Origin of the sequence: Streptomyces sp. NPDC049541, from assembly GCF_044465725.1 — a bacterium.
Taxonomy (GTDB): Bacteria; Actinomycetota; Actinomycetes; order Streptomycetales; family Streptomycetaceae; genus Streptomyces.
Window position 1 is genome coordinate 105,682 of the sequence record NZ_JBITLY010000010.1, and the last position, 22,651, is coordinate 128,332.

20 protein-coding genes are annotated in these 22,651 nt (G+C 71.5%); 8 read left to right on the forward strand and 12 right to left on the reverse strand.

The window, feature by feature from the left end:
* Positions 1 to 111: 111 nt before the first annotated feature.
* The 4 genes from ACIBW9_RS32210 to ACIBW9_RS32225 form a co-directional block, all read right to left on the reverse strand.
* On the reverse strand, positions 112 to 417 hold the full coding sequence (locus ACIBW9_RS32210; RefSeq protein WP_398960542.1) for a hypothetical protein: 306 nt from the start codon (positions 415 to 417) through the stop codon (positions 112 to 114).
* A gap of 163 nt (positions 418 to 580) precedes the next feature.
* Positions 581 to 1,582, reverse strand: a complete 1,002-nt coding sequence (locus ACIBW9_RS32215) for an NAD-dependent epimerase/dehydratase family protein (protein ID WP_398960543.1) — start codon at positions 1,580 to 1,582, stop codon at positions 581 to 583.
* Positions 1,583 to 1,668: 86 nt separating this feature from the next.
* The gene (locus tag ACIBW9_RS32220) at positions 1,669 to 3,105 is read right to left on the reverse strand and encodes a sensor histidine kinase (RefSeq protein ID WP_398960544.1); all 1,437 of its coding nucleotides are present in this window, start codon (positions 3,103 to 3,105) and stop codon (positions 1,669 to 1,671) included.
* On the reverse strand, positions 3,102 to 3,791 hold the full coding sequence (locus tag ACIBW9_RS32225; RefSeq protein ID WP_398960545.1) for a response regulator transcription factor: 690 nt from the start codon (positions 3,789 to 3,791) through the stop codon (positions 3,102 to 3,104). The genes ACIBW9_RS32220 and ACIBW9_RS32225 overlap by 4 nt, the downstream gene beginning before the upstream one ends.
* A gap of 151 nt (positions 3,792 to 3,942) precedes the next feature.
* Here ACIBW9_RS32225 and ACIBW9_RS32230 point away from each other — a divergent pair, with 151 nt between their 5' ends.
* The 4 genes from ACIBW9_RS32230 to ACIBW9_RS32245 are packed head-to-tail and all read left to right on the forward strand — an operon-like array spanning position 3,943 to position 9,876.
* Positions 3,943 to 5,280 carry a ferric reductase-like transmembrane domain-containing protein gene (locus ACIBW9_RS32230; RefSeq protein WP_398960546.1) on the forward strand — a complete coding sequence of 446 codons (1,338 nt, stop codon included), beginning with the start codon at positions 3,943 to 3,945 and terminating at the stop codon, positions 5,278 to 5,280.
* A 19-nt stretch (positions 5,281 to 5,299) separates the two neighbouring features.
* Positions 5,300 to 5,989 carry an FMN-binding protein gene (locus ACIBW9_RS32235; protein ID WP_398960547.1) on the forward strand — a complete coding sequence of 230 codons (690 nt, stop codon included), beginning with the start codon at positions 5,300 to 5,302 and terminating at the stop codon, positions 5,987 to 5,989.
* Between the two features lie 5 nt (positions 5,990 to 5,994).
* Positions 5,995 to 6,735 (forward strand): FAD:protein FMN transferase, encoded by a 741-nt coding sequence (locus ACIBW9_RS32240; RefSeq protein ID WP_398960548.1) that lies wholly within the window; start codon positions 5,995 to 5,997, stop codon positions 6,733 to 6,735.
* 33 nt (positions 6,736 to 6,768) lie between these two features.
* On the forward strand, positions 6,769 to 9,876 hold the full coding sequence (locus ACIBW9_RS32245; protein ID WP_398960549.1) for an ATP-binding protein: 3,108 nt from the start codon (positions 6,769 to 6,771) through the stop codon (positions 9,874 to 9,876).
* On the opposite strand, the gene ACIBW9_RS32250 is transcribed toward ACIBW9_RS32245, so the two are convergent.
* Genes ACIBW9_RS32250 through ACIBW9_RS32260 form a run of 3 tightly spaced genes read right to left on the reverse strand, consistent with a single transcriptional unit; the run spans position 9,866 to position 12,881 of the window.
* On the reverse strand, positions 9,866 to 11,095 hold the full coding sequence (locus tag ACIBW9_RS32250; protein ID WP_398960550.1) for a cytochrome P450: 1,230 nt from the start codon (positions 11,093 to 11,095) through the stop codon (positions 9,866 to 9,868). The two genes, ACIBW9_RS32245 and ACIBW9_RS32250, sit on opposite strands and share 11 nt — an antisense overlap.
* A 35-nt stretch (positions 11,096 to 11,130) precedes the next feature.
* The gene (locus ACIBW9_RS32255) at positions 11,131 to 11,928 is read right to left on the reverse strand and encodes an ABC transporter permease (protein WP_398960551.1); all 798 of its coding nucleotides are present in this window, start codon (positions 11,926 to 11,928) and stop codon (positions 11,131 to 11,133) included.
* On the reverse strand, positions 11,925 to 12,881 hold the full coding sequence (locus tag ACIBW9_RS32260; protein ID WP_398960552.1) for an ATP-binding cassette domain-containing protein: 957 nt from the start codon (positions 12,879 to 12,881) through the stop codon (positions 11,925 to 11,927). The genes ACIBW9_RS32255 and ACIBW9_RS32260 overlap by 4 nt, the downstream gene beginning before the upstream one ends.
* A 216-nt stretch (positions 12,882 to 13,097) precedes the next feature.
* Here ACIBW9_RS32260 and ACIBW9_RS32265 point away from each other — a divergent pair, with 216 nt between their 5' ends.
* Genes ACIBW9_RS32265 through ACIBW9_RS32275 form a run of 3 tightly spaced genes read left to right on the forward strand, consistent with a single transcriptional unit; the run spans position 13,098 to position 15,600 of the window.
* Positions 13,098 to 14,225, forward strand: coding sequence for an ABC transporter ATP-binding protein (locus ACIBW9_RS32265; RefSeq protein ID WP_398960553.1), 1,128 nt, complete (start codon positions 13,098 to 13,100; stop codon positions 14,223 to 14,225).
* The gene (locus tag ACIBW9_RS32270) at positions 14,222 to 14,932 is read left to right on the forward strand and encodes an ABC transporter permease (protein WP_398960554.1); all 711 of its coding nucleotides are present in this window, start codon (positions 14,222 to 14,224) and stop codon (positions 14,930 to 14,932) included. Before ACIBW9_RS32265 ends, ACIBW9_RS32270 begins: the two co-directional genes overlap by 4 nt.
* Positions 14,929 to 15,600: an ABC transporter permease gene (locus ACIBW9_RS32275; protein WP_398960555.1), complete on the forward strand. Its 672-nt coding sequence runs from the start codon at positions 14,929 to 14,931 to the stop codon at positions 15,598 to 15,600. Before ACIBW9_RS32270 ends, ACIBW9_RS32275 begins: the two co-directional genes overlap by 4 nt.
* An 88-nt stretch (positions 15,601 to 15,688) precedes the next feature.
* Here ACIBW9_RS32275 and ACIBW9_RS32280 read toward each other — a convergent pair whose 3' ends face one another.
* Genes ACIBW9_RS32280 through ACIBW9_RS32295 form a run of 4 tightly spaced genes read right to left on the reverse strand, consistent with a single transcriptional unit; the run spans position 15,689 to position 19,920 of the window.
* Positions 15,689 to 16,291, reverse strand: coding sequence for a GTP-binding protein (locus ACIBW9_RS32280; protein WP_398960556.1), 603 nt, complete (start codon positions 16,289 to 16,291; stop codon positions 15,689 to 15,691).
* Positions 16,278 to 16,694, reverse strand: coding sequence for a DUF742 domain-containing protein (locus ACIBW9_RS32285; protein WP_398960557.1), 417 nt, complete (start codon positions 16,692 to 16,694; stop codon positions 16,278 to 16,280). The genes ACIBW9_RS32280 and ACIBW9_RS32285 overlap by 14 nt, the downstream gene beginning before the upstream one ends.
* A gap of 53 nt (positions 16,695 to 16,747) precedes the next feature.
* On the reverse strand, positions 16,748 to 17,206 hold the full coding sequence (locus tag ACIBW9_RS32290; RefSeq protein WP_344401922.1) for a roadblock/LC7 domain-containing protein: 459 nt from the start codon (positions 17,204 to 17,206) through the stop codon (positions 16,748 to 16,750).
* Positions 17,203 to 19,920 carry an ATP-binding protein gene (locus tag ACIBW9_RS32295; RefSeq protein ID WP_398960558.1) on the reverse strand — a complete coding sequence of 906 codons (2,718 nt, stop codon included), beginning with the start codon at positions 19,918 to 19,920 and terminating at the stop codon, positions 17,203 to 17,205. The genes ACIBW9_RS32290 and ACIBW9_RS32295 overlap by 4 nt, the downstream gene beginning before the upstream one ends.
* 264 nt (positions 19,921 to 20,184) lie before the next feature.
* Here ACIBW9_RS32295 and ACIBW9_RS32300 point away from each other — a divergent pair, with 264 nt between their 5' ends.
* Positions 20,185 to 21,144 (forward strand): ABC transporter substrate-binding protein, encoded by a 960-nt coding sequence (locus ACIBW9_RS32300; protein ID WP_398960559.1) that lies wholly within the window; start codon positions 20,185 to 20,187, stop codon positions 21,142 to 21,144.
* Positions 21,145 to 21,209: 65 nt separating this feature from the next.
* On the opposite strand, the gene ACIBW9_RS32305 is transcribed toward ACIBW9_RS32300, so the two are convergent.
* A complete protein-coding gene (locus ACIBW9_RS32305; RefSeq protein ID WP_398960560.1) occupies positions 21,210 to 22,616 on the reverse strand; it encodes a glycoside hydrolase family 43 protein in 1,407 nt (468 codons plus the stop codon).
* Positions 22,617 to 22,651: the final 35 nt, after the last annotated feature.

Below are 22,651 nucleotides of genomic sequence, written 5' to 3' on the forward strand. Positions count from 1 at the left end.
TGGCGTGCGAGTGGAGCGGGGTGATGGTCTTCTCGCGGGTCCTGTCCGCGCTGCCCTGGGACTTCTCGCTCGTGTGCTTGCGGGCCCTGCCGGTGGGGGAGGCCTGAGGGGTCACCTCTCGGGGCGGCACTCGACGTCGGTCGCGGAGATCTCCCGGCAGGTGAGCCCGCTGCCGGGGCCGATGGCATGGGAGAGGAGCGGTGCGACGAGCTTCTCGCAGGTCCCGTTCGCGGCGTCCTCGGAGTCCTCGTTCGCGTGCTTGCAGGCCCTGTCGATGACGGTGGCGCTGTCGACCTTCTTGCCGGGCGGCGGCGTGTCCGCGAAGGCCGAGGGGGCGAGGAGGAACACGCCGACCACCGGTGCGCTGAGCAGCGCGGCGATCCGGGTGCGGGTGGGCTTGAGAGTACTCCGGAGCATTCTGCGATCCTTTCAACTGATTTGTGCCGAACAGCGCCATGATCGACGACAACGACGTCGTCCCGGCGTGGACACGCTCAGTGCGTCCGCGTGAACTCCCGCATGGTGGCGCTGCCCGCTGCCGCTTCGTGAATGCGGGCAGCACCACCCGTCCCTCGGGGGCCTATCCCTCACGCATTCCGGCCCGCGCGAACTCCCGCATGCCCTCCTCGAAGCCCACCTCGGCCTTCCAGCCCAGTTCGGCCCGCAGCCGCGCCGAGTCCGCCGTGATGTGCCGTACGTCGCCGAGCCGGTACTCCCCGGTGACGACCGGCTGCGGGCCGTCGTACGCCGCGGCCAGCGCACGGGCCATCTCACCGACCGTGTGCACCTCGCCGCTGCCGGCGTTGTACGCGGTCAGCGCCCCCTCGCCACAACCCGCCTCCAGCGCCGCCACGTTGGCCGCCGCCACGTCCCGCACATGCACGAAGTCCCGCCGCTGCCGGCCGTCCTCGAAGACCCGCGGGGACTCGCCGCGGGCCAGCGCCGAGCGGAAGAAGGAGGCGACACCCGCGTACGGGGTGTCGCGGGGCATCCCCGGCCCGTACACGTTGTGGTAGCGCAGCGACACCGCCGAGCCGCCCGTGGCGCGCGCCCACGCCGCCGCCAGGTGTTCCTGGGTGAGCTTGGTCGTCGCGTACACATTGCGCGGGTCGACCGGGGCGTCCTCGCCGACCAGCCCGGGGGACAGCGCCGCACCGCACACCGGGCACGGCGGCTCGAAGCGGCCGGCGTCCAGGTCGGCCACCGTGCGCGGCCCCGGCCGTACCACCCCGTGCCGCGCACAGGCGTAGCGGCCCTCGCCGTACACCACCATCGACCCGGCAAGGACCAGCCGCCGTACGCCCGCCTCGGCCATGGCGGTGAGCAGGACGGCGGTGCCGAGGTCGTTGTGGGAGACGTAGTCGGCCGCGTCCGCGAAGCCGGCGCCGAGGCCGACCATCGCCGCCTGGTGGCACACGGCGTCGACGCCGGTCAGGGAACGCCGGAGGGTTGTGGGGCTGCGTACGTCCGAGGCGGGATCGGCCCGGACGTCGTACACGACGGGCTCGTGCCCGTGTGCCTCCAGCGCCCGCACGACATGGGACCCGATGAACCCGGCGCCGCCGGTGACCAGTACTCGCATGCGGCCACGCTAGGGCCGCGACCGGGCGGGACACGTGGGCCGCGCCCGGGACGTCACGGGTCCGTAAGACCTCCCGGCTCCGGGAGTCAGGCGCGCACCGGCAGCGAGACCGTGAACACCGTCGAGCCGGGTTCGCTGCGCAGTTCGATCGTGCCGCCGTGGGCGCGGACCAGGGAACCGGCGACCGACAGGCCGAGCCCGCTGCCGCCCCGGTCGCGGCTGCGGGCCTTGTCGACGCGGTAGAAGCGGTCGAAGACGCGGTCCTGGTCGGCGGCCGGGATTCCGGGGCCGGTGTCCTCGACCCGTACGACGGCCTTGTCGCCCGTCACCTCGACCGCCATCGACACCGGCGTACCGGCCGGCGTGTGCACGGCCGCGTTGGTGAGCAGGTTGTCCAGGACCTGGCGGATGCGGTGCGGGTCCAGACGGAGCGTCAGCGAGGGCGGGCCGGACGTCACCTTCAGAGGGCGCTCCGGATGGGTCGCGCGGAAGGCGGCGGCCGCCTCGTCCACCAGCTCCACCAGGTCCGTGTCCTGCATCCGCAGCGGCGCCTCCACCTCCGCCGCGTCCAGGCGGGCGAGCAGCAGCAGGTCGTCCAGGAGCACGCCCATCCGGGCCGCTTCGGCGCGCAGCCGGGCCAGGTGCCTGTCGCGCTCCTCGGGGGCGTTGGCGGCGGCGTACTGGAAGAGGTCCGCGTAGCCCCGTACGGACATCAGCGGGGTGCGCAGCTCGTGCGAGGCGTCCGCTACGAAGCGGCGCAGCCGCTGTTCGGCCTCCGCGCGGACCGCGAGCGAGTCGTCGATGTGCTCCAGCATGGTGTTGAAGGCGGTGCGCAGCTCCTCGACCTCCGGGCCGCCGCCCCGCTTGTCGGCGCGCAGCGGCAGCCGGGCCGCCGACTCGGTCAGGTCGTGCGAGGCAATGCCTTGGGCGGTGTGCGCCATGTCGCTCAGCGGGTTCAGACCGCGTTTGAGCATCCTGCGTCCGAACACCACCAGCGCCAGCAGGGCGAGCCCGAAGGCGATGACCTGGACCGTGATCAGCCGCCGTACCGTGTCGTCGATGTCGGCCATCGGCGCGCCGCTGATCAGGACCACACCGGGCTTGACCTCGCAGGCGCGCAGCCGGTAGGTGCCGTCGCCCGTGAGGTTCGCGGTGCGCACCACTTCGCTGTCCGAGGCGGACTGAGCCCTGGCCAGGGAGGTGAGGGGGGCGATGTCGTGGGGGAGGTCGCCGGGTTCCTCCGGCTTGCGGAGCACCGCCTTGCCGCCCGACACGTCGTACACGGCGTAGTACCAGCCCCAGTACTTCTTGCCCTGGAGGGTGCCGGTCTCCGCGACGTTCTTGGACTGGGCGACCTGGGCGAGCCCCAGCTGGTCGTCGAGCTGGTGCGACAGATAGTCCCGCATATAGGTCGTCAGGGCCGTGCCGACGACGGCGAACACCACCAGTGCCAGCACTCCGAGCCCCAGCGCCAGCCGGGTGCCCAGCCGCAGTCCTCGGTACGAGGGCAGGCGGCGGATCACTCGGCCGCCTGCCGGATCACATACCCGAAGCCCCGCACCGTCTGGATCAGCGGCTCGCCCGTGTCGTCGAGCTTGCGGCGCAGCCTGCTGACGACCAGCTCGACGACGTTCGAGCGGCCTCCGAAGCCGTACTCCCACACATGGTCGAGGATCTGCGCCTTGGTCATCACGGTCGGCGACTTGCGCATCAGGAAACGCAGCACCTCGTACTCGGTCGGGGTGAGCGTCAGCAGCTTGTCCCCGCGGCGGACCTCGCGGGTGTCCTCGTCCATCGTCAGGTCCGCGACCCTGAGGACGGAGCGCTGGAAGCCGGGCCCGGCGCTGCGCCGCAGCACCGTGCGCAGCCGGGCCATCAGCTCCTCCACCGCGAACGGCTTGACCAGGTAGTCGTCACCGCCCCGGGTCAGGCCCGCCACCCGGTCGGCGACGCCGTCCCGCGCGGTCAGGAACACCACCGGGACCATCGTGCCCGAGCCGCGCAGCCGGTCCAGGACACCGAAGCCGTCCACGTCGGGCAGCATCAGATCCAGCACCACGATGTCCGGGCGGAACTCACCGGCCAGCCTGAGCGCCTCCTCACCGGAGTTCGCGGTGACCGCGTCCCAGCCCTCGTAACGGGCCACGGTCGCGACGAGATCGGCGATGGGCGGGTCGTCGTCCACGACCAGGAGTCGTACTTTTTCCACCCGCTCATAGTGCGGTACGCGAAAGGCCGGGCCCTGTGGTCGGGCACACAGCCGGCACATCGATAAGTACTTGTAAGTTGTACGACAGGCTATCGACAGCTTCCGCCCGCCAAGCTCGGTCACCCAGGACCCGATCAAGGAGCTGCCGTCCGTGACGACCGTCCAATCACCCCCTGCGCCCCCCACGGCGATACGCCCCAGGGTGGTGGCCCGCACGGGCCTGTACGCCGTGCTCGCCGCGAACGCGGCCGTGGTCGCCTACTTCTTCGCCCAGGCGGGCTTCGCCTCCAACGCCCTGATCGTCATCGGCCGCCTCCTCGGCCTCTACGGCGCCCTCGTCATGGCCTTCCAGCTGGTGCTGGTCGCCCGGCTGCCATGGCTCGACCGCCGCATCGGCATGGACCGGCTGACCTCCTGGCACCGCTGGACCGGCTTCGCCCTGCTGTGGACGCTGCTCGGACACGCCGTCTTCATCACCTTCGGCTACGCCCAGGGCGCGGGCGTCGGTCCCGTCAGCGAGCTCGTCGACCTCGCCGAGACGACGGAGGGCGTGCTCCGGGCGATCGTCGCGCTCGGCATCATCCTCGTGGTCGGCGCCGTCTCGGCCCGCTACGCCCGCCGCCGCCTCGCTTACGAGACCTGGCACTTCCTCCACCTCTACACCTATGTCGCCGTGGTGTTCGCGTTCACGCACCAGGTCGCGGTCGGTACGACGTTCACCGCGTCGTCCGCCGCCAAGACGTACTGGTACGGCGTGTGGGGCGTCGCCCTCGGCGCGGTGGTCCTCGGCCGTCTGGTCCTGCCGCTGTGGCGGAACCTGCGGCACCAGCTGCGGGTCTCCGCGGTCGTCCACGAGTCCGACCACGTCGTCTCGATCTACATGACCGGGCGCGACCTGGACCGGATGCCCGCACAGGCCGGCCAGTTCTTCCTGTGGCGCTTCCTGACCCGCGACCGCTGGTGGCAGGCGAACCCCTTCTCCCTCTCCGCCGCCCCCGACGGCCGCACCCTGCGCCTCACCGCCAAGGCGGCGGGCGAGGGCAGCGCCGCCCTGCGGCATGTGAAGGTCGGCACGCGCGTGTTCGCCGAAGGCCCCTACGGCGCCTTCACCACACTGCACCGCACGAAGTCCGAGTCGCTGCTGATCGCGGGCGGCGTCGGCGTCACCCCCATCCGGGCCATCCTGGAGGACATCGCGGGCCATGCGGTCGTCATCTACCGCGTGGCCTCGGACCGCGACGCCGTCCTCTACGACGAACTGCGCGAACTGGCGGCGGCCAAGGGCGCCGAGCTGCACCTGGTCACCGGACCGGCCGTCCCCGACAAGCTGGCGCCGCGCGAGCTGGCCCGGCTGGTGCCGGACATCGGTGACCGGGACGTCTTCCTGTGCGGGCCGCCGCCGATGATGAACGCGGTGCTGCGCAGTCTGGGCGACCTGGGCGTGCCCAAGCAGCAGATCCACTTCGAGCGCTTCAGCCTGGCCGGATGAGGAAGACGGGAAAGACATCGTGAAGCGAGCCATACCTGTCGTCGTCCTGAGCATCGCGGGGCTGGTCCCGGTCTGGCGCTACGAGCCGTCCGTCGGCGCTGCGACCTCCACCGCCGAGCCCGCCTCGACGCCCTCCGCCGCAGGCTCTTCGTCCGGCACGGTCGTCAGGGGCACGACGATCCGGACGGAGAAGGGCCCCGTGCAGGTCCAGGTGACCTTCTCCGGCGAGAAGATCACCGCGGTGAAGATGCTGCAGCAGCCGAACCATCCGCAGACGGCGGCGGCGGTGCCGAAGCTGGTCGCGGAGACGCTGAAGGCGCAGAGCGCGGACATCGACACGGTGTCGGGTGCGACGATCACCAGCGAGGCCTACAAGAAGTCCCTGCAGGCGGCGATCGATTCGAACGGCGCGAGCGCGAAGACGTCCGCGTCCCCCTCGGCCTCCGCCGCCTCCCGGACCGTCTCCGGTTCGACGGTGAACACGCAGAAGGGCCCCGTGCAGGTCCAGGTGGCCTTCTCCGGCGAGAAGATCACCGCGGTGAAGATGCTGCAGCAGCCGAACCATCCGCAGACGGCGGCGGCGGTGCCGAAGCTGATTGCGGAGACGCTGAAGGCGCAGAGCGCGAAAATCGACACCGTGTCCGGTGCGACCATCACGAGCGACGGCTACAAGGAGTCCCTCCAGGCCGCGATCGACGCGAAGGACTGATCCGCATGCACCGCGTCGAACACGTCATGGGCTTCCCCGTCTCGCTCCGGGTCGACGACGAGGACGTTCCGGAGTCGGCCGCCGACGCGGTCTTCGCCTGGCTGCGCGAGGTCGACGCCCGGTTCAGCCCCTTCAGGCCCGACAGCGAGGTGTCCCGCCACGGCCGCGGCGAGCTGGCCTCCCACCAGCTCAGCGACGACCTCGTCGAGGTCCTCGACCTGTGCGAGCACTACCGGACCGCGACGGGCGGAGCCTTCGACGTACGGCTGCCCGGCCGCGGCCTCGACCCCTGTGCGGTGGTCAAGGGCTGGTCGGTGCAGCGGGCGGCGGAGCTGCTGAAGGCGGCCGGCGCGCAGCGGTTCGTCCTGAACGCCGGCGGTGACGTGGTCGCCGCCGGCGGCCCCTGGCGGGTCGGCGTACGGCACCCCGAACAAGCCGACAAGCTGTGCACCGTCCTCGAGCTCACCGAAGGCGCGGTCGCCACCTCCGCCCGCTACGAGCGCGGCGACCACATCATCGACGGCCGTACGGGACTCCCGGCGACCGGCCTGCTGAGCATGACCGTCGTGGCGTCGTCGCTCACGGAGGCGGACTCGGTGGCGACGGCGGCCTTCGCGCTGGGCGTGCAGGGCATCGAGTGGGCCGCCTCGCGGGCGGGCTGCGAGGTGTTCGCCGTGGACGCGGGCGGGCAGGTGCTGCGGACGGAGGGGTTTCCGACCGCACCGGAGTCTCCCGCGGCTGCCTGACCCCCGGTCCCCCGCCCTGACTAACCTGGCGCGGTGACCATCGAGTTGACGCTGCTGTCGTCCGTCGCCCACCGGGGGCAGGAGATCACCGCACCCCGGCTGCGGGGGCTGCTCGCGCTGCTGGCCGGGGAGCTGCGGGCCGGGTGCGGTGCCGGGCGGCTGGTCGACGGGCTGTGGCCGGACGAGCAGCCCGAGAACCCGGTCAAGGCCTTGCAGATCCTGGTGTCGAGAGCCCGCCGTCGGTTCGGCGCGGAGGTCATCGCCAGTACCCCGACCGGATACCGGCTCGCCCTGCGCGAGGACCAGGTCGACGCCTCCGCCGTCCTGCTGTTCGCCGCCGCCTGCGCCGAGAAGGCGCGGGCCGGGGACCACGCGGGCGCCCTCGCCGAGGCGGAGGAGGGGCTCGGGCTGTGGGACGGCGCCCCGGCCGACGCAGCCGGCACCTTCGGCGATCCCGTCGGGGAACTGCGCGCCGAGCGGGCCGTGACCCACCGCGCGCTCGTCCGCTGCCGCGCACTCTCCCTCGCCCGCACCGGCCGCCGGGACGAGGCCCTCGGCCCGCTCGCCGAACTGGCCGCCGACCGGCCCCACGACGAGGAACTGCTCCTGGAGCTGATGCGCTGCCAGGCGGCCGCCGAGGGGCCTGCCGCCGCCCTGGCCACGTACGACGCCCACCGTCGCCGTCTGCGCGACGAACTCGGCACCGACCCCGGGCCCGCCCTCCAGGAACTCCACCAGGAACTGCTGCGCGGCGAGGCACCCGTCGTACGCCGCGGGGTTCCGCACGAGCCCAACCCCCTTCTCGGGCGGGACGCCGATGTCGCGGCCGTCACCCGGCTGCTGCACCGTGCCCGCGTCACCTCGGTCGTCGGGCCCGGCGGCCTCGGCAAGACCCGCCTCGCGAGCGCCGTCGCCCGGGACGCGGAGCAGCGTGTCGTGCACCTGGTGCCGCTCGCCGGTGTCCGCCGGGACGCGGATGTCGCCGCCGAGGTCGCCTCCGCGCTGGACGCCTCCGGCACCGACCCGGTCGCCGGCATCGTGGGCGTCCTCGGTTGCGGACCCGCGCTGCTCGTCCTGGACAACTGTGAGCACGTGGTGCGCGGTGTCGCCGACCTGGTCCAGGCCGTCGTGTCGAGGACCCGGGACCTGCGGATCCTCACCACCAGCCGGGCCCCGCTCGGACTGTCCTCCGAGACCGTCTATCCGCTGCCCGAGCTGGACCCCGCGACCACCGTCGAGCTGTTCGAACAGCGCGCCCGCGCCGCCCGCCCGGACCTCGACCTGCACGCCGAGACCGTGGCCGCGCTGTGCAGCCGTCTCGACGGGCTTCCCCTGGCCGTGGAACTCGCCGCGGCAAGGGTGCGGGTGATGTCCGTCGCGGAGATCGCCCGGCGTCTGGAGGACCGCTTCGCCCTGCTGCGGGGCGGCTCCCGGGACGCCCCGCAGCGGCACCGCACCCTGCACGCCGTCGTCGACTGGAGCTGGAACCTCCTCGCCGAGCCGGCGCGGAGGGCCCTGGCCGCGCTGTCCGTCTTCCCCGCCGGGTTCACGGCGCGGGCGGCCGAGCAACTCGTCGACGATGCCTGGGAGATCCTGGAAGACCTTGTCGACCACTCCCTGCTGAAGGTCGCCGACACCGCCTACGGCTCCCGCTTCCGCATGCTGGAGACGGTCCGTGAGTTCGCCGCCGTGCACCGGGAGGCCGCCGTCACCGAGCGGTTCCTCGGCTGGGCACGGGACTTCGGGACCGTCCACCACGACGCCCCGTTCGGCGCCGACCCCCTCGCGTCCTGGCAGCTGATCCGCGCCGAGCAGGACAACCTCGTCCACGCCCTGCGGCTCGCGCTTGCCCGCGAGGACCTCGACACCGTCGCCGCGGTCACCGCCGTACTCGCAGGCCTGTGGACCACGGAGGCCAACTACCCCCGGCTGATCGCCCTCACCGAGGACTGCGCCCGGCCGCTGTCCCACTACCGGCCCGGCCCTGCACACGTCGAGCCGGCCCGCACCGCCGCCGCCCTGCTCACCGCCAACCTGTTCCTGGGCGTCGGACCGGGTGCCGTACGCACCCTGGTCACCCTGCGCCGGCTGCCGCCCGCCGAGCCGGACACCCTGGTGCGGGCCGTGGCGGCGGTGCTGCGGGCCTTCCCGCGGGTGCTGACCGACCGGGACGCGCTGGCCGAAGTGTGCGAGGCGGAGCAGCCGTTGCTCGCGGGCGTCGCCAACTGCGTCGCGAGCTACGTGGGGGAGAGCGAGCAACGGCCGGACCTCGCCCTCGCCGCCGCCCGCCGCACGGTCGAGCTGCTCGGCGAGCGGGACATCCCGCTGCTGCGGATCTGGCCCGCCTCCCGGCTCGCCGAACTCTGCCTGCAGACCGAGCGCGGCGCCGAGGCCCTGGCCCACCTGCGGACGGCGCTGGACGCCCTGCAGAGCCTCGGCGAATGGAACGACGCCATCGGCATGCGGTGGGGCCTGATGCTCGCCCATCTGCAGACCGGCGACCTCGACACCGCGGAACACTGGCTGGAGGAGGCCCTGCGTCACCAGCCGGACGGCGCCGGCTCCGACGCCTTCACCCCCGACCTGGGTGCCCGCGCCGAGATGGCCCTCGCGCGAGGCGACATCGAGACCGGGCTCGGGCTGTGGCGGCGGGCCCTGGAACGCCTGGAGAACAGCCGCGCGGCCCCGGTCTTCGGCGACGAACTCCTCAGGGAGGGCTGGGTGCTGGAGCTGCAGTCTGTCGCCCTCGTCGCCCACGCCCGGCACGCTCGCACCGACCTGGTGGCCCCCCTGGCCGCGGCGCTGCCCGGCCGCCTGACCACCCTGCTGACCCGGCCCGGGCGGGCCCCGCACCACGTCACCGTCGAGTACCCGGTGTGCGGCGCCATGCTGCTCGCCCTGGCCACGGTCGCCCTCGCGGACGGCGACAGCGAGCGCGGGGCCCGGCTGACCGCCCTCGCCGAACGCTTCCGTGCCCTGCGCAACTTCCAGCCGACCATGTCCTCGGCGCTCGCCCGCGAGGCCGCCAGGAACGCCGACAAGGCGGCGTACGAGGACGCGGTGTCCACGTATGCCGCCCTGGACGCGGACGGGTTGCGCGAGGTCGCACTGGGCCTGGTGCGGGCCGGGCTCACAGCCTGACCGGCAGGCCCAGCAGATGGAAGCCGTCGCCGGGCCAGTGCCCGAACCGCACCTCGGCGCGGTCCACGGCGAGGTCCGGTGCCGCCGGCCGCCGTACCAGAAGCTCCTCGAACACGACCCCCGTCACCAGCCGGCCGAGCGCCGCGCCGATGCAGTAGTGCGGGCCGTGCCCGAACGCCAGGTGTCCGCCCCCGCGGCCGAACTCCCTTGTCACGTCGAGCCGTTCGGGGGCGTCGTAGGCGGCCGGGTCGTGGTCCGCGGCGAAAAGCGCGACCGTCACCGCCTCGCCCTTGCGCAGCCGGGTGCCGGCGAACACGAACTCCTCGGTGGCGTACAGCGTGGCCCCCATGCGCACCAGGGTGACATACCGCAGGAGCTCGGGGACCGCGCGGCCCAGCAGCCCGGGCTCGGCGCGCAGCCGCTCCAGCTGGTCCGGGTGGTCGAGGAGGGCGAGGACGGCGTGCGCGAGGAACAGGGCGGGCGGGGTGATACCCGTGTTGATCAGCAGGAAGAAGACGGTGACGATCTCGTCGTCGGTCATCCCGCCGTCCGCCAGCAGTGCCGACACCAGGTCGTCCGCGGGCTCCGTCCGCCGCCGCGCCACCAGCTCCTTGGTGTACCGCACGACACCGCCGAGCCCTTCGAGGACGCGGCTGCCGTCGCCGTACGCGAAGTCCCGGATCCATGCGCAGACCCGGTCCTGGTCGCCTGCGTCCACGCCGACGAGCGCGCAGATGACGGCGGTGCTCAGCGGATAGGCGAACTCGCCCAGCAGATCGGCCTGTTCACGCCCGGCGAGGGCCTCGATCAGCTCCTGTGCGGTCTTCTCCACGAAGGGGCGGAGCGCGGCGACCCGGCGGGCGGTGAAGGCGCGGGTGAGCGGGTTGCGGCGTCTGGTGTGTTCGTCGCCGTCGAAGAGCGCCAGGTGGCCCGAGAGGTACTGGGCGTACTCGGGCGGGAGGCCGCCCGCGCCCTGGGCCAGCAACTCGGCCTGCGGGTCCGGCATTTCGGAGTCCGGGATCGTCGAGCGGTCCCGCACCAGCCGCGGTTCGGTGAGCGCGGCCTTCACGTCCTCGTGACGGGTGACGAGCCGTACGGCGGTGTCCAGGCCGGGCAGGACGACATGGCCGAGGCCGGGGCGGGTGCGCAGGCCGGCGTAGGCGCCGAGGGGGTTCTCGACGAGTTCGGGGGTGAGGTGGACGGGGGTCTCGGTGGTCATCTCGGGTTCCTTTCCGGGCGGTCGGTGAGATCTGATCAGCTGGGGTCGCGGTCGAACAGGCGGAGCGACCAGACGAACCCGAGGATCGCGATCCCCACGCTCCACGCCACCGCCATCCAGCCGTTGTGCCCGATCGCCGTTCCGGTCAGCAGCCCGCGCACGGTCTCGATGACCGTGGTGAACGGCTGGTACTCGGCGAACCAGCGGATCCAGGACGGCATCGAGTCGACCGGCACGAAGGTGCTGCTGACGAAGGGCAGCAGGAACGAGATCGGCAGTGGTGCGTTGCTGGCACCCTCCGGGGTCTTGCTGATCAGCCCGAGGGCGACCGACAGCCAGGTCAGGCCGAGGACGAAGAGCACGAGCAGCCCGCCGGCCGCCAGCCACTCCAGGGGGCTCGCGTCGGGGCGGAAGCCGATGGCGAGGGCGACGACGGTCACCAGGACCAGGTTGATCACTGTCTGGATGACACTGCCGACCACATGACCGACCAGGATCGACGGCCGGGAGATCGCCATCGTGCGGAAGCGGGCCACGATGCCCTCGGTCATGTCCGTGCACACGGCGACCGCCGTCGGCACGCTTCCGGTGCCCGCGGTCATCAGCAGGATCCCGGGGACGAGATAGGCGAGATACGCGGTGCGGCCGCCGCCCTGCCCGATCCCGGCGCCGAGCGCCGAACCGAAGACGTACACGAACAGGAGCAGCAGGAAGACGGGGATGAGCGCGACCTGGAGCGTCATCGACGGGTAGCGGCGGGCGTGCAGCAGATTGCGGCGCAGCATGGTGAGCGAGTCGCGGACGTGCAGGACGGGCGGGGCGGTGGTGGTCATCGGGCCTGCACCTTCCCGTGGCCGGGGCGGTCGGTGACCGTGAAGAAGACGTCGTCGAGGTCGGGGGTGTGCACGGTCAGGGAGTCGACGTCGACGCGGGCGCCGTCGAGGGTGTCGAGCAGGGCGCGCAGGGTGTGCACGCTGCCGTCGCCCGGCACCTGCAGGGTGAGCGCCTCGTCGTCGCGCAGGCCGAGGCCCAACACCTGGGCCGCGCGGGCGAGTTGAGCGGGGTCGGGGAACCGGAGCCGGACATGGCCGCCGGGGACCAGCCGCTTGAGCTCGTCCGGCGTGCCCTCGGCGACGAGCCGGCCGCCGCTCAGCACCGCGATGCGGTCGGCGAGCTGATCGGCCTCCTCCAGGTACTGCGTGGTGAGGAAGACGGTGACTCCGCCGTCGACGAGCTCGCGGACGATCTGCCACATGGTGTGCCGGGAGCGCGGGTCGAGACCGGTGGTCGGCTCGTCGAGGAAGATCACCTCGGGGGAGCCGACCAGCGTCATCGCGATGTCCAGGCGCCGACGCATACCGCCGGAGTAGGTGGCGGCGGGCTTCCTCGCCGCCGCCGACAGGTCGAAGCGCTCCAGGAGTTCGGCGGCGACGCGCCTGCCCTCGGCGCGGGGGAGGTGGTGCAGGTCCGCCATGAGCGCCATGTTCTCCTCGCCGGTGATCAGGTTGTCGACGGCGGAGAACTGGCCGGTGACACCGATCGCGGCCCGTACGGACTGCGGTGCGGCGGCGACACCGTGCCCGGCGACCCGGGCCTCGCCGCCGTCGGCACGGATCAGGGTGGAGAGGATCTGGACGGTGGTGGTCTTGCCGGCTCCGTTCGGGCCGAGCAGCGCGAAGACCGTGCCGCACGGGACGTGCAGGTCGATGCCGTCGAGGACGACCTTGTCGCCGTATGCCTTGCTCAGGCCGGTGGCCTCGATGGCCGGTGGTGTCGTCGGGTTCATGCCGCAGAGCCTGCGGGAGACCGGCTTCAGGGCGGCTTCACGGCGGTTTCAGCGGGGTGGACGGCGTGAAACCGGGCCGTGCCCGTGCGATCAGCAGCCGGGTGAGGGCGGATACCGGGGCCGGGTCCGGATCCGGCCAAACTCCCGAAGGAAACGCGAAACACAAGAGGTCTAGACTCTGCCTGCAACTGCCCAGACCGAAGGGTGTTCGGCGTCTTGATACGCATAGATTCAGTCACCAAGCGCTACCCCGACGGTACGGTCGCGGTCGACAACCTCTCGCTCGAGATACCCGACCGCTCGATCACCGTCTTCGTCGGACCGTCGGGCTGCGGCAAGACGACGACCCTGCGCATGATCAACCGGATGATCGAGCCCAGCGAGGGCACGATCACCCTCGACGGCAAGGACATCACCCAGCAGCCGGTCAACACACTGCGGCGGTCCATGGGGTACGTCATCCAGAACGCCGGCCTCTTCCAGCACCGCACCATCGTCGACAACATCGCCACCGTGCCCCGGCTGCTCGGCTGGAGCAAGGACAAGGCGCGGGCGCGGGCCCGGGAGCTGATGGAGCGGGTCGGACTGGACGGCGCGCTCGCCAAGCGGTACCCGTACCAGCTGTCCGGGGGCCAGCAGCAGCGCGTCGGCGTGGCGCGGGCGCTGGCCGCGGATCCGCCGGTGCTGCTGATGGACGAGCCGTTCTCGGCCGTCGACCCCGTGGTGCGCAAGGGACTGCAGGACGAACTGCTCCGCATCCAGGAGGAGCTGGGCAAGACCATCGTCTTCGTCACCCATGACATCGACGAGGCCGTCAAGATCGGCACCATGGTCGCCGTGATGCGCACCGGTGGTCACCTCGCCCAGTTCGCGCCGCCCGCCGAGCTGCTGTCCAACCCCGCGGACGCGTTCGTCGAGGACTTCCTCGGCGCGGACCGCGGCATCCGGCGGCTGTCGTTCTTCTCCTCCGCGGGACTCGACCTGCTGACCACCCCGATCGTGGCCGTCGATGCCACCGCCGAGCAGATCGCCGAACGCAGCGCGAACGGCGCGCCGTATCTGCTGGTCACCGATGTGGACGGCAGGCCGCTCGGCTGGAGCGAGCCGGGCGCCCTCACCGCGGGGCACGTGGACCCGGCCCGGCTCCTCTCCCACGGGCGCCCCTTCGAGCAGGGCAAGGACTCGCTGCGCGCCGCGCTCGACTGCGCCGTGCTCTCGCCCACCGGATGGGCCGTCGCGGTGGGTGCCGACGGCCGGGTCGCGGGCGTGGTCTCGCAGCAGACCATCGCCGAGGCCATCCGCACCGCCCACGCGGAAGGCCGTACGGAGAAGGTCGTCGGATGAGCGGCGGCTTCTTCGACATCCCGAGCGACCTGCAGAACACCTACTGGGGTCTGGTCGGTCTGCATCTGCGCGAGGCGCTGATCCCCGTCGCGGCCGGACTGGTGGTGGCGCTGCCCATCGCCCAACTCTGCGTCCGGCTGCGCTGGCTGTACCCGCCCGTGCTGTGGGTGACGACGATCCTGTACGCGATCCCCTCGCTCGCCTTCTTCGTCGTCCTCATCGACTACACCGGCCAGACCGAGACGACGGTGATGATCCCGCTGGGCATCTACAGCCTGGTGGTGTTCGTCCCGGCGATCGTGGACGGCGTCCGGTCCGTGCCGCAGGAGACGCTCGACGCGGCCATGGCGATGGGTCTCGGGCCGGTACGCCGCTACTTCCAGGTCCAGTTGCCGATCGCGGCGCCCGCGATCATCGCCGGGCTGCGGGTCGCGACCGTCTCGAGCATCTCCCTGGTCAGCGTCGGCATGCTGATCGGCAACCAGGGCGGCCTGGGCAATCTGCTCAACGACGGCATGATCTACCACCAGCCGCGCCTGGTCTGGCTGTCCGTCCTCGGCACGGCCGTACTCGCCATCCTCGCGGACGCCCTGCTGGTCCTCGTCCGCGTCCTCGTGACGCCCTGGATGCCGCGCGGCACCCGCAAACCCCGTCCCGTCGACGAACCCGAACCGATGCAGGCAGCACTGGAGGACGCCGTCCGATGAACGTCCTCCACTTCATCAACGCCTTCTTCAGCGACAGCGCCCACTGGCACGGCTACGACGGCATCCCCACCCGGCTGCGCGAGCACATCCAGTACTCGCTCACCGCGCTCGCCATCGCCGCCGCGATCGGTCTGCCGGTCGGCCTGCTCACCGGGCACACCGGGCGCGGCGGCAACACCGTGGCGTTCGTCGCCACCGCCGGCCGGGCCCTGCCCAGCTTCGGCCTCCTCGTGCTGATGTTCGTGCTGCTCGGGCTGGGCCTGACGCCGGTGATGATCCCGCTGGTCGTCCTCGCCGTCCCGCCGATCCTCGTCACCACCTACGAGGCGGTGCGCTCCGTCGACCCGTCCCCGGTGGACGCGGCGCGCGGCATGGGCATGGCCGAGCCGCGCATCCTCTTCCAGGTCGAACTCCCGGTCGCCCTCCCCCTGATCCTCAGCGGCCTGCGCTCGGCGGCCATCCAGATCGTGTCGACGGCCACCATCGCGGCGTACGTCTCACTGGGCGGTCTTGGGCGCTACATCGTGGACGGCCTCTACCAGCGCAACTACGAGAAGGTGGTGGGCGGGGCGACGCTGGTGGCGGTCCTGGCGCTGCTGACGCTCGGTTTGTTCGGGCTGGTGGCGCGCTTCACAGTGTCACCAGGGGTACGCAGAAGCGGCCCTTGAGGGGCGCGGGGCTGTATCGATCAGCGGCTCCGCCGCGGGGCGCGATCAGCCAACCACTGACCCGCAGCCGAACGCGGGCCGGTGGGGGTCAGCCCTCCGTGCGCGCCAGCGCAAGCTCCAGCACAACCAACAGGGCATCCCGCACAGAACCCCGCTCCCGGGCGTCGAACACCACCACCGGCACACCGTCGGAGACATCCAGCGCCCAGCGGACCTCGTCCAGGCTGTGCTCCACCTTCCCGTCGAAGGCGTTGACGGCGACCGCGAACGGGATCTGGCGGTGCTCGAAGTAGTCGACGGCGGCGTAGCAGTCGTCCAGACGGCGGGTGTCCACGATGACCAGGCCGCCGACCGCGCCCTCCACGATGTCGTCCCACATGAACCCGAACCGCTCCTGGCCGGGCGTGCCGAACAGATACAGCTTCAGCGTCGGGTCGATGGTGATGCACCCGAAGTCCATCGCCACCGTGGTCGTGGTCTTCGCCGGGGTGTGGCTGAGGTCGTCCACGCCCGCCGCGACCTCCGTGATGGCGGCCTCGGTGGTCAGCGGCTCGATCTCGGAGATCGCACCCACGGCGGTGGTCTTGCCCACGCCGAAACCGCCCGCGATCACCATCTTGACCGGCAGCGGCGGTCGTACGACGGCCCCCTGGTCGGCCGGGGCGAGGGTGGCCGGTTCAGTCGGTGTCACGCAGTACCCCTCGGGAGTTCGGGATGGCGCGCAGGCCATCGATCACCCTGCGCAGGACGGATGCGTCGTGGGTGACGTCGACGTCGGGCACGTACACCGTCAGGTGCCCGGCGGCGCGCAGGTCCTCGGCGAGGACCCGCACGACGTTGAGGTGCAGCCGCAGCCGGGCCGCCAGTTCCGCGACGGACTGCGGCAGCCGGCAGGCGGCGACGATGTCGTGCTGCTCGAAGGAGAGCCCGTCGAGGAAGGCGAGTCCCTCGGCGGTGGCCACCACCTGGGTCTCGACCGGCATCGGCCTGCCGGACGCCGTCGGCGCCACCCGGCCGGCGGTGACCAGGAACGGCCGTACGGCGGGGGCCGGACCGACCGGGTCCGGGCCCGGAGGTGGGGAGCCGTCCGCCATGGGTGAAGTCTTTCTCCTCGACCGGGCCCGTGGAGCCCGGGTCCGGGTGGCGGTCAGCGTGCCGACGCGGCGCCGACGCTGTTCTTGAGCTGGAGCACGAGCTGCGGGTTGAGGGCGCTGCCGGCCCGGTTGGCGAACAGCGTCATCTCGTAGGCGATGTTGCCCAGCTTGGCCTCCTTGTCGGTGACGACGCCGAGCACGGCGCCGCTGCCGATCGCGGAGACCAGGACATGGCCGCCCTCCAGGTCGATGATGACCTTGTTGAGGGCGCCCAGGCCGTAGTTGCCGGACGCGCCGGCGGCCAGGCTGGTGATGCCGGAGACGATCGCGGCGAGCCGCTCCGAGTCCGCGGGTTCCCGCAGCTCGGACACGGCGATGAGCAGTCCGTCCGACGAGACCGCGATGGCGTCGACGACGCCCGCGGTCTCCGTCGCGAAACGGTTGAGCAGCCAGGTGAAGTCGGCTGCGGCGGCCTGCAGTTCGGCGGGCGTGGCGCCAGTCGGCGTACTCACTGCTCGGCTCCTTCCGGGAGGTGCTTCTGGTCGTGCGGGTGGTCGGTGGTCGCGGGCCGGCTGCCGGCGGTGCTGTCGCGGTGCGCGCGCTCCACGGCCGCCTCGAACTCGTCGAGCGCGTCCCGCACGGCGTCGGCGTCGGCCGGCCGAGGGGCCTGCCGTGCCGCCTGCTGGGCAGCGGCGTCGACGGTCGTACGGAGAGTGGCACCGCGGACACGGCGACGCAGGGGCCGCGAGGAGCCGTCGCCCGGGGGCGCCTGGCCGGTCCCGCCGGGCGCGGACGGCGCTGTTGCGCCCGGGGTGACCTCGAAAGACGATACCTGTGGGCCAACGCCCGAAGAACCGCCGGGTGTTGTGTCCTCGGACCGGGAGTGACTCACGTCGCTGAACGCCTCGGTACGGGCCTGGGGGACGGACGGGGTCTTCGACGCGCCGTCCACTGCCGCCCTCGTGACGGGGGCGATCGGTGGCACGTCCGCCGTGTCCGGGGCAGGCGTGGCTGGGGTCGGGGCCGGGCCCGGCTCAGGTGCGGCAGCCGCCTCGCCCGGGGCCGCTGCGGCCGTGGACGGAGACTCGGCAGGGCCCTCTTCCCGGCGGGGTACCCGGCGCGGGAGCGGCCCCGGATGGTCGGTGCGCGTGGCGTCGGTCGGCGTTGCGGTGGCTTCGGCGACCGGGGCGGACCGGCGTGGGCCGGAGACGGTGCCGGACACCGGCGGTTCGGCGGCTGCCTGTCCCACCGAGACCTCGCCCCGGTCCACCGTCGGCCCGACCGGGCTCATCGTCAGCAGCAGTGACGCCGGCACCGTCACCTCCGCCGTCAGGCCGCCGCCCGGTGTGCGGGAGAGCAGGACGCTGACGTCCCAGCGGCGCGCCAGGGTGCCGACCACGAACAGGCCGAGCACCTTCGTCGGCACCACGTCGAGGCGTTCGCGGCGGATCAGCCGGGCGTTCTCCTCGGCGAGTCGCTCGGCGCTCATGCCGAGGCCGTGGTCGGAGATGACGATGGAGGCACCGCCCGAGAGGGCTGCTTCCTGGTCGGAGGTGTCCCGTACGTACACCTCGACCGGGCTGCCCGCGGGCGAGAACGACACGGCGTTCTCGAGGAGTTCGGCCACCATCAGCGTCAGGTCGCCGATGATGTCGGGCTCCACCATGACCTCGGTGCGTGCATGCAGCCGTACCCGCTGGAAGCCCTCGATCTGCCCGAGCGCGGCGCGTACGACGTTGGTGAGGGCGGTGGGCCCGGAGTCGAGGACCGTCTCGCGGATGCCGGCCAGCAGCATCAGGCTGTCCGCGTTGCGGCGCAGCCGGACGGCGATGTGGTCGATGGAGTAGAGGCGTTCGAGGAGGGCCGGGTCCGTCTCGCCCCGCTCCACCGCGTCGATCAGGGCGAGTTGGCGGGTCGTCAGGTTGCTGACCCGGCGGCCCACGTTGCCGAACATCTCGGCGACGTTGCGCCGGCTGAGCACCTGCCGCTCCAGCAGCGCGATCGCGGTGGTCTGCACCCGGTTGATCACCTCGGCCAGCTCACCGATCTCGTCGTCCGCGGTGACCGGCATCTCGCGCAGCTTCGGCGGACTGTCGTCCTCGGCGTCGTCGTCGGCCACCCGGGCCAGTTCCCGGCCCGCCACCTCGGCGACCTCCCGCGCGGCGCCGGTGAGGGCCTGCACCGGCCCGACCACCGAGCGGCGCACCAGCACCGAGAACGCGAGCCACAGGACGAAGCCGAGCAGCGCCGCGGACAGCAGCAGACCCGCGCGCCACCAGGCCTTGGTGGAGGCGTGGTCGGCACTGTCGGCGATCTGGCCGATGAGGGACGAGGTGATCTTCAGCCGGGCCGCGGCCTGCTCCGGATAGGCGGGATAGTCGCTCAGCGCGTCCTCGAACGCTGCCTTGATCTGCGCCGGCGTGGTGGCCTGCAGGGTGCTGGGGGCGACCTGCAGCTCGGCGTACGCCTGGGCGATGTCCCGCTGGGCGGCGGTGTGCTCGACGGCGGTGAGCTCGTCGGCCTGCTGCTCGGTGGCGAACCGGGAGAAGCGCTCGGCCTGGTTGGTGTAGAGCTGGTACGCGCCGACCGCGGTCGTGAACTCGATCTGCGCGTTCGTGTCACCGGTCGTCGCGGAGAACACGCCGGTCTCGAAGGAGCCGTGCGCGGCGTCGGCGCGCAGCAGCGAGTCCAGCAGGTTGCCGGTGAAGGTGGCCGCCAGCTCCGCGTTCCGGTCGAGGCCCAGACCGTCGATCACGGTCCTGGCGGCGTTGTCGTAGGCGGGGTCGATGTTGCTCGCGGGCAGATAGCTCTGCTCCACCGTCCCGCGCAGGCTGGTGAGGCCCTCGACCTCCTTCAGCGCCTGCGCCTCGCCGTCCGGCAGTGAGTCGCCGAAGGCCCGGCGCACCTGCGCGATCTGCGTGTCGACCGCGTCCTGCGCCTTGCGGTAGGCGCTGAGCGTGGACTGCACGCCCCGGCTCCCCGCCTCGTAGCGCACGGACAGCAGGATCGCCAGCTGGTGCTCGCTCTCCAGGTCGTTGACCAGCGACGCCACCTGCTCGCTGTTGCGCACGAGGTCCGCCGCGGACGCCGCGTCCCGCGCCTGGCCCACCTGGCCGGCGATGAGATAGGAGAGCAGGGCGGCCACGACCGCCAGGGGGACACCGACCAGGAGGTTGAGCTTGCGCCGGAACGACCACCGGTCGGCGAAGCCCCGTATGCCGGCCACCGGGCCTCCTCTATTTGACCGATTCTGAGCGCCAACTGCGTGGAGACTATCGCCTCATTGAACGATCAAGCACGTTGCCCTGAGTCAAGAATCCATTACGAAGAGCCTCCGGTTCGCCCTCCGTCCGTTTACACAGAATTCACAACTGATCACGCATCGACGCCAATTGGTGACCCGGCGGCTCTTGACTGACCAAGAAGAGGCTGGATTGGATCAGTCCCAGAGCTTGCATCTCATCAATCCCCAAGGTCCGGAACGGGAATCGTGACTTCCAACAGCCCACGCAGCAGGTCCCTCAGGAGCTACCCCGCGGCGGCCGTCGCGCTTGCCGCGACCACGGCCCTGCTGGCGGGATGTGGCTCCTCCGACGGCAGCAAGTCCTCCGACCCGCTCCAGGACGGGGGGTCCGACGGCAAGACCGTCGTCGTCGGCTCGAACAACTTCCCCGAGAGCATCCTGCTCGCCGACATCTACGGCGAGGCGCTGAAGGCCAAGGGCGTCAAGGTCACCTACAAGCCGAACATCGGCAGCCGCGAGACGACGTACGGGCTGCTGAAGAACGGCTCCGTCACCGTGCTGCCGGAGTACAACGGCGCGCTGCTGGCCTATCTCGACCCGAAGGCCGCACCGAAGACCGTCGAGGCGACGACCGCCGCGATCGAGGCCAAGCTGGACTCCAAGCTGACGCTCCTCGACCCCGCCTCCGCGCAGGACAAGGACTCGGTCACGGTCAACAAGGCCACCGCCGACAAGTACAAGCTGACCTCCGAGTCCAGCATCGCGGACCTCAAGGGCATCGCGAAGAGCCTGACCATCGGAGCCTCGCCCGAGTTCCAGACCCGGCAGCAGGGCCTGGTCGGTCTGAAGTCCGTGTACGGCCTGGAGTTCGAGGGCTTCAAGGCGCTCGACGCGGGCGGCCCGCTCACCCTGGCGGCGCTGAAGAAGAACACCGTGCAGGTCGCGGACATCTTCACCACGGACCCGAACATCACCAAGGAGAAGTTCGTGGTCCTCCAGGACCCGAAGAACCTCTTCGGCTTCGAGAACGTGCAGCCACTCGTCTACAAGAGCGGTCTGTCCTCGCAGGGCGTCGCCGCGCTCAACGCGGTCTCGGCCAAGCTGGACACCAAGTCCCTGCTCGAACTGGACACCCAGGTCCAGCTCGAGAACAAGGACCCGCTGGACGTCGCCAAGGCCTGGCTGAAGACGGCCGGCCTGAGCTGACCCCGGACTGATCCGACGCGGGCGTCCCCACCCCGGGGGCGCCCGCCTCGTCTGCGCGGGCCCGCTCAGTAGCCGACGTGGAAGGTCGCGTCCTGCTTCTCGGTGGTGGTCGAGACCGGGTCGATGCGCAGGACGTAGTCGTGGTGGCGGATGTACCGGGTCGGGTTGTTGTACGAGCGGAAGGACGACCAGGAGGAGTCGGCAAGGCCGGCGGTCCGGTAGAACGTGGCGTCCGCGGCGAACGTCGACGTGCCGTCGTTCAGGTCGAGCTGGAGCGCGTAGTTGTAGTGCCGCAGATAGCGGGTGGGGTAGTTGACCGACTGGAAGGACACTCCCGCGCTGTCGGCGAGGCCGGGCACCAGCTTCCACTGGGAGTCGGGGTACGGGTCGAAGGCGTACTCGTCGATCCGGCCGACGTAGTCGGCGTGGCGGACGTAGCGGGCCGGGTAGTTGTAGGACTTCAGGCGGTTCCAGGCCGGGGTGCCCCACTTGGCCAGCAGGTTGTCGTACTCGGTCGAGGTGATGGGCTGGATACCGCAGTGCTTGGAGTTGAGCGGCTGGGTGTAGGTCTTCTGGTCGAGGGCCGTCCAGGTGCCGGCGGCCAGGCTGCTGGTCTGCCAGGCGTAGAAGACGCCGTTGGGCGACCAGGTGTCGCCCCAGAGGTACCAAGTCGAGCTGGACGCAAGGGACTTGACCAGGGTCGGGGCCTCGGTGCCGCCGTGCGAGACGGGGGTGCTGAACTCGGTGAAGCTGCCCGGGTTCAGTGAGCTGGAGCGGGCGCCGACCAGCGTCGAGTTCTTCTTGAAGTAGAGGTAGTTGACGCCGTTCACACCGATCGCGAGGTCGCCGTCGATGACGTCGTAGCCGGGGTCGAAGAAGACCTGGGGGCTGCCCGCGGTCACGAAGTCGCTGGTGTAGTTCACCATGATCACGTTGTGGCCGCTGGAGTTCACGGCCGAGTAGATCACGCCGTACCTGCCGCGGCTCGCGTCCCAGTACGCCTCGGGCGCCCAGCTGTGGGTGTTCATGTCGTGCAGCTTCATCCGCCGGTAGCCGGTGAAGGTGCGCAGGTCGGGGGAGTCCCAGACGTGGATGTACTGGCTGACGTACGTCCAGTCGGTGCCCTTGAGGTCGGTGGCGAGGACGACGAACGTGCCGTCCTGCTTGCGCAGGATGAACGGGTCGCGCAGGCCCAGGGAGCCCTCGGTGGGGGTGGCGACCGGGTTGTTCTGGTTCAGCGGGGTCCACTGCAGCCCGTCGGCGCTGACGGCCAGGTGCAGGCCGTAGTTGGCGGCCAGCATGTTCGGCGACTCCGTGAAGTAGCACATGACATAGGCCGAGTCGGTGGCGGCCCGCGCGGTTCCCGCGCCGAGGGCCAGCGCACCCGTGGCGGCCAGCGGCAGGGTCGCCGCCATGCCGAGGAACGAGCGGCGGGAGGGGTGGGGGTGCGCGGGGTGCGGCGTCGCGTTCATTCCTGCTCCTGCGATCGATATGTCGAACGAAGTTC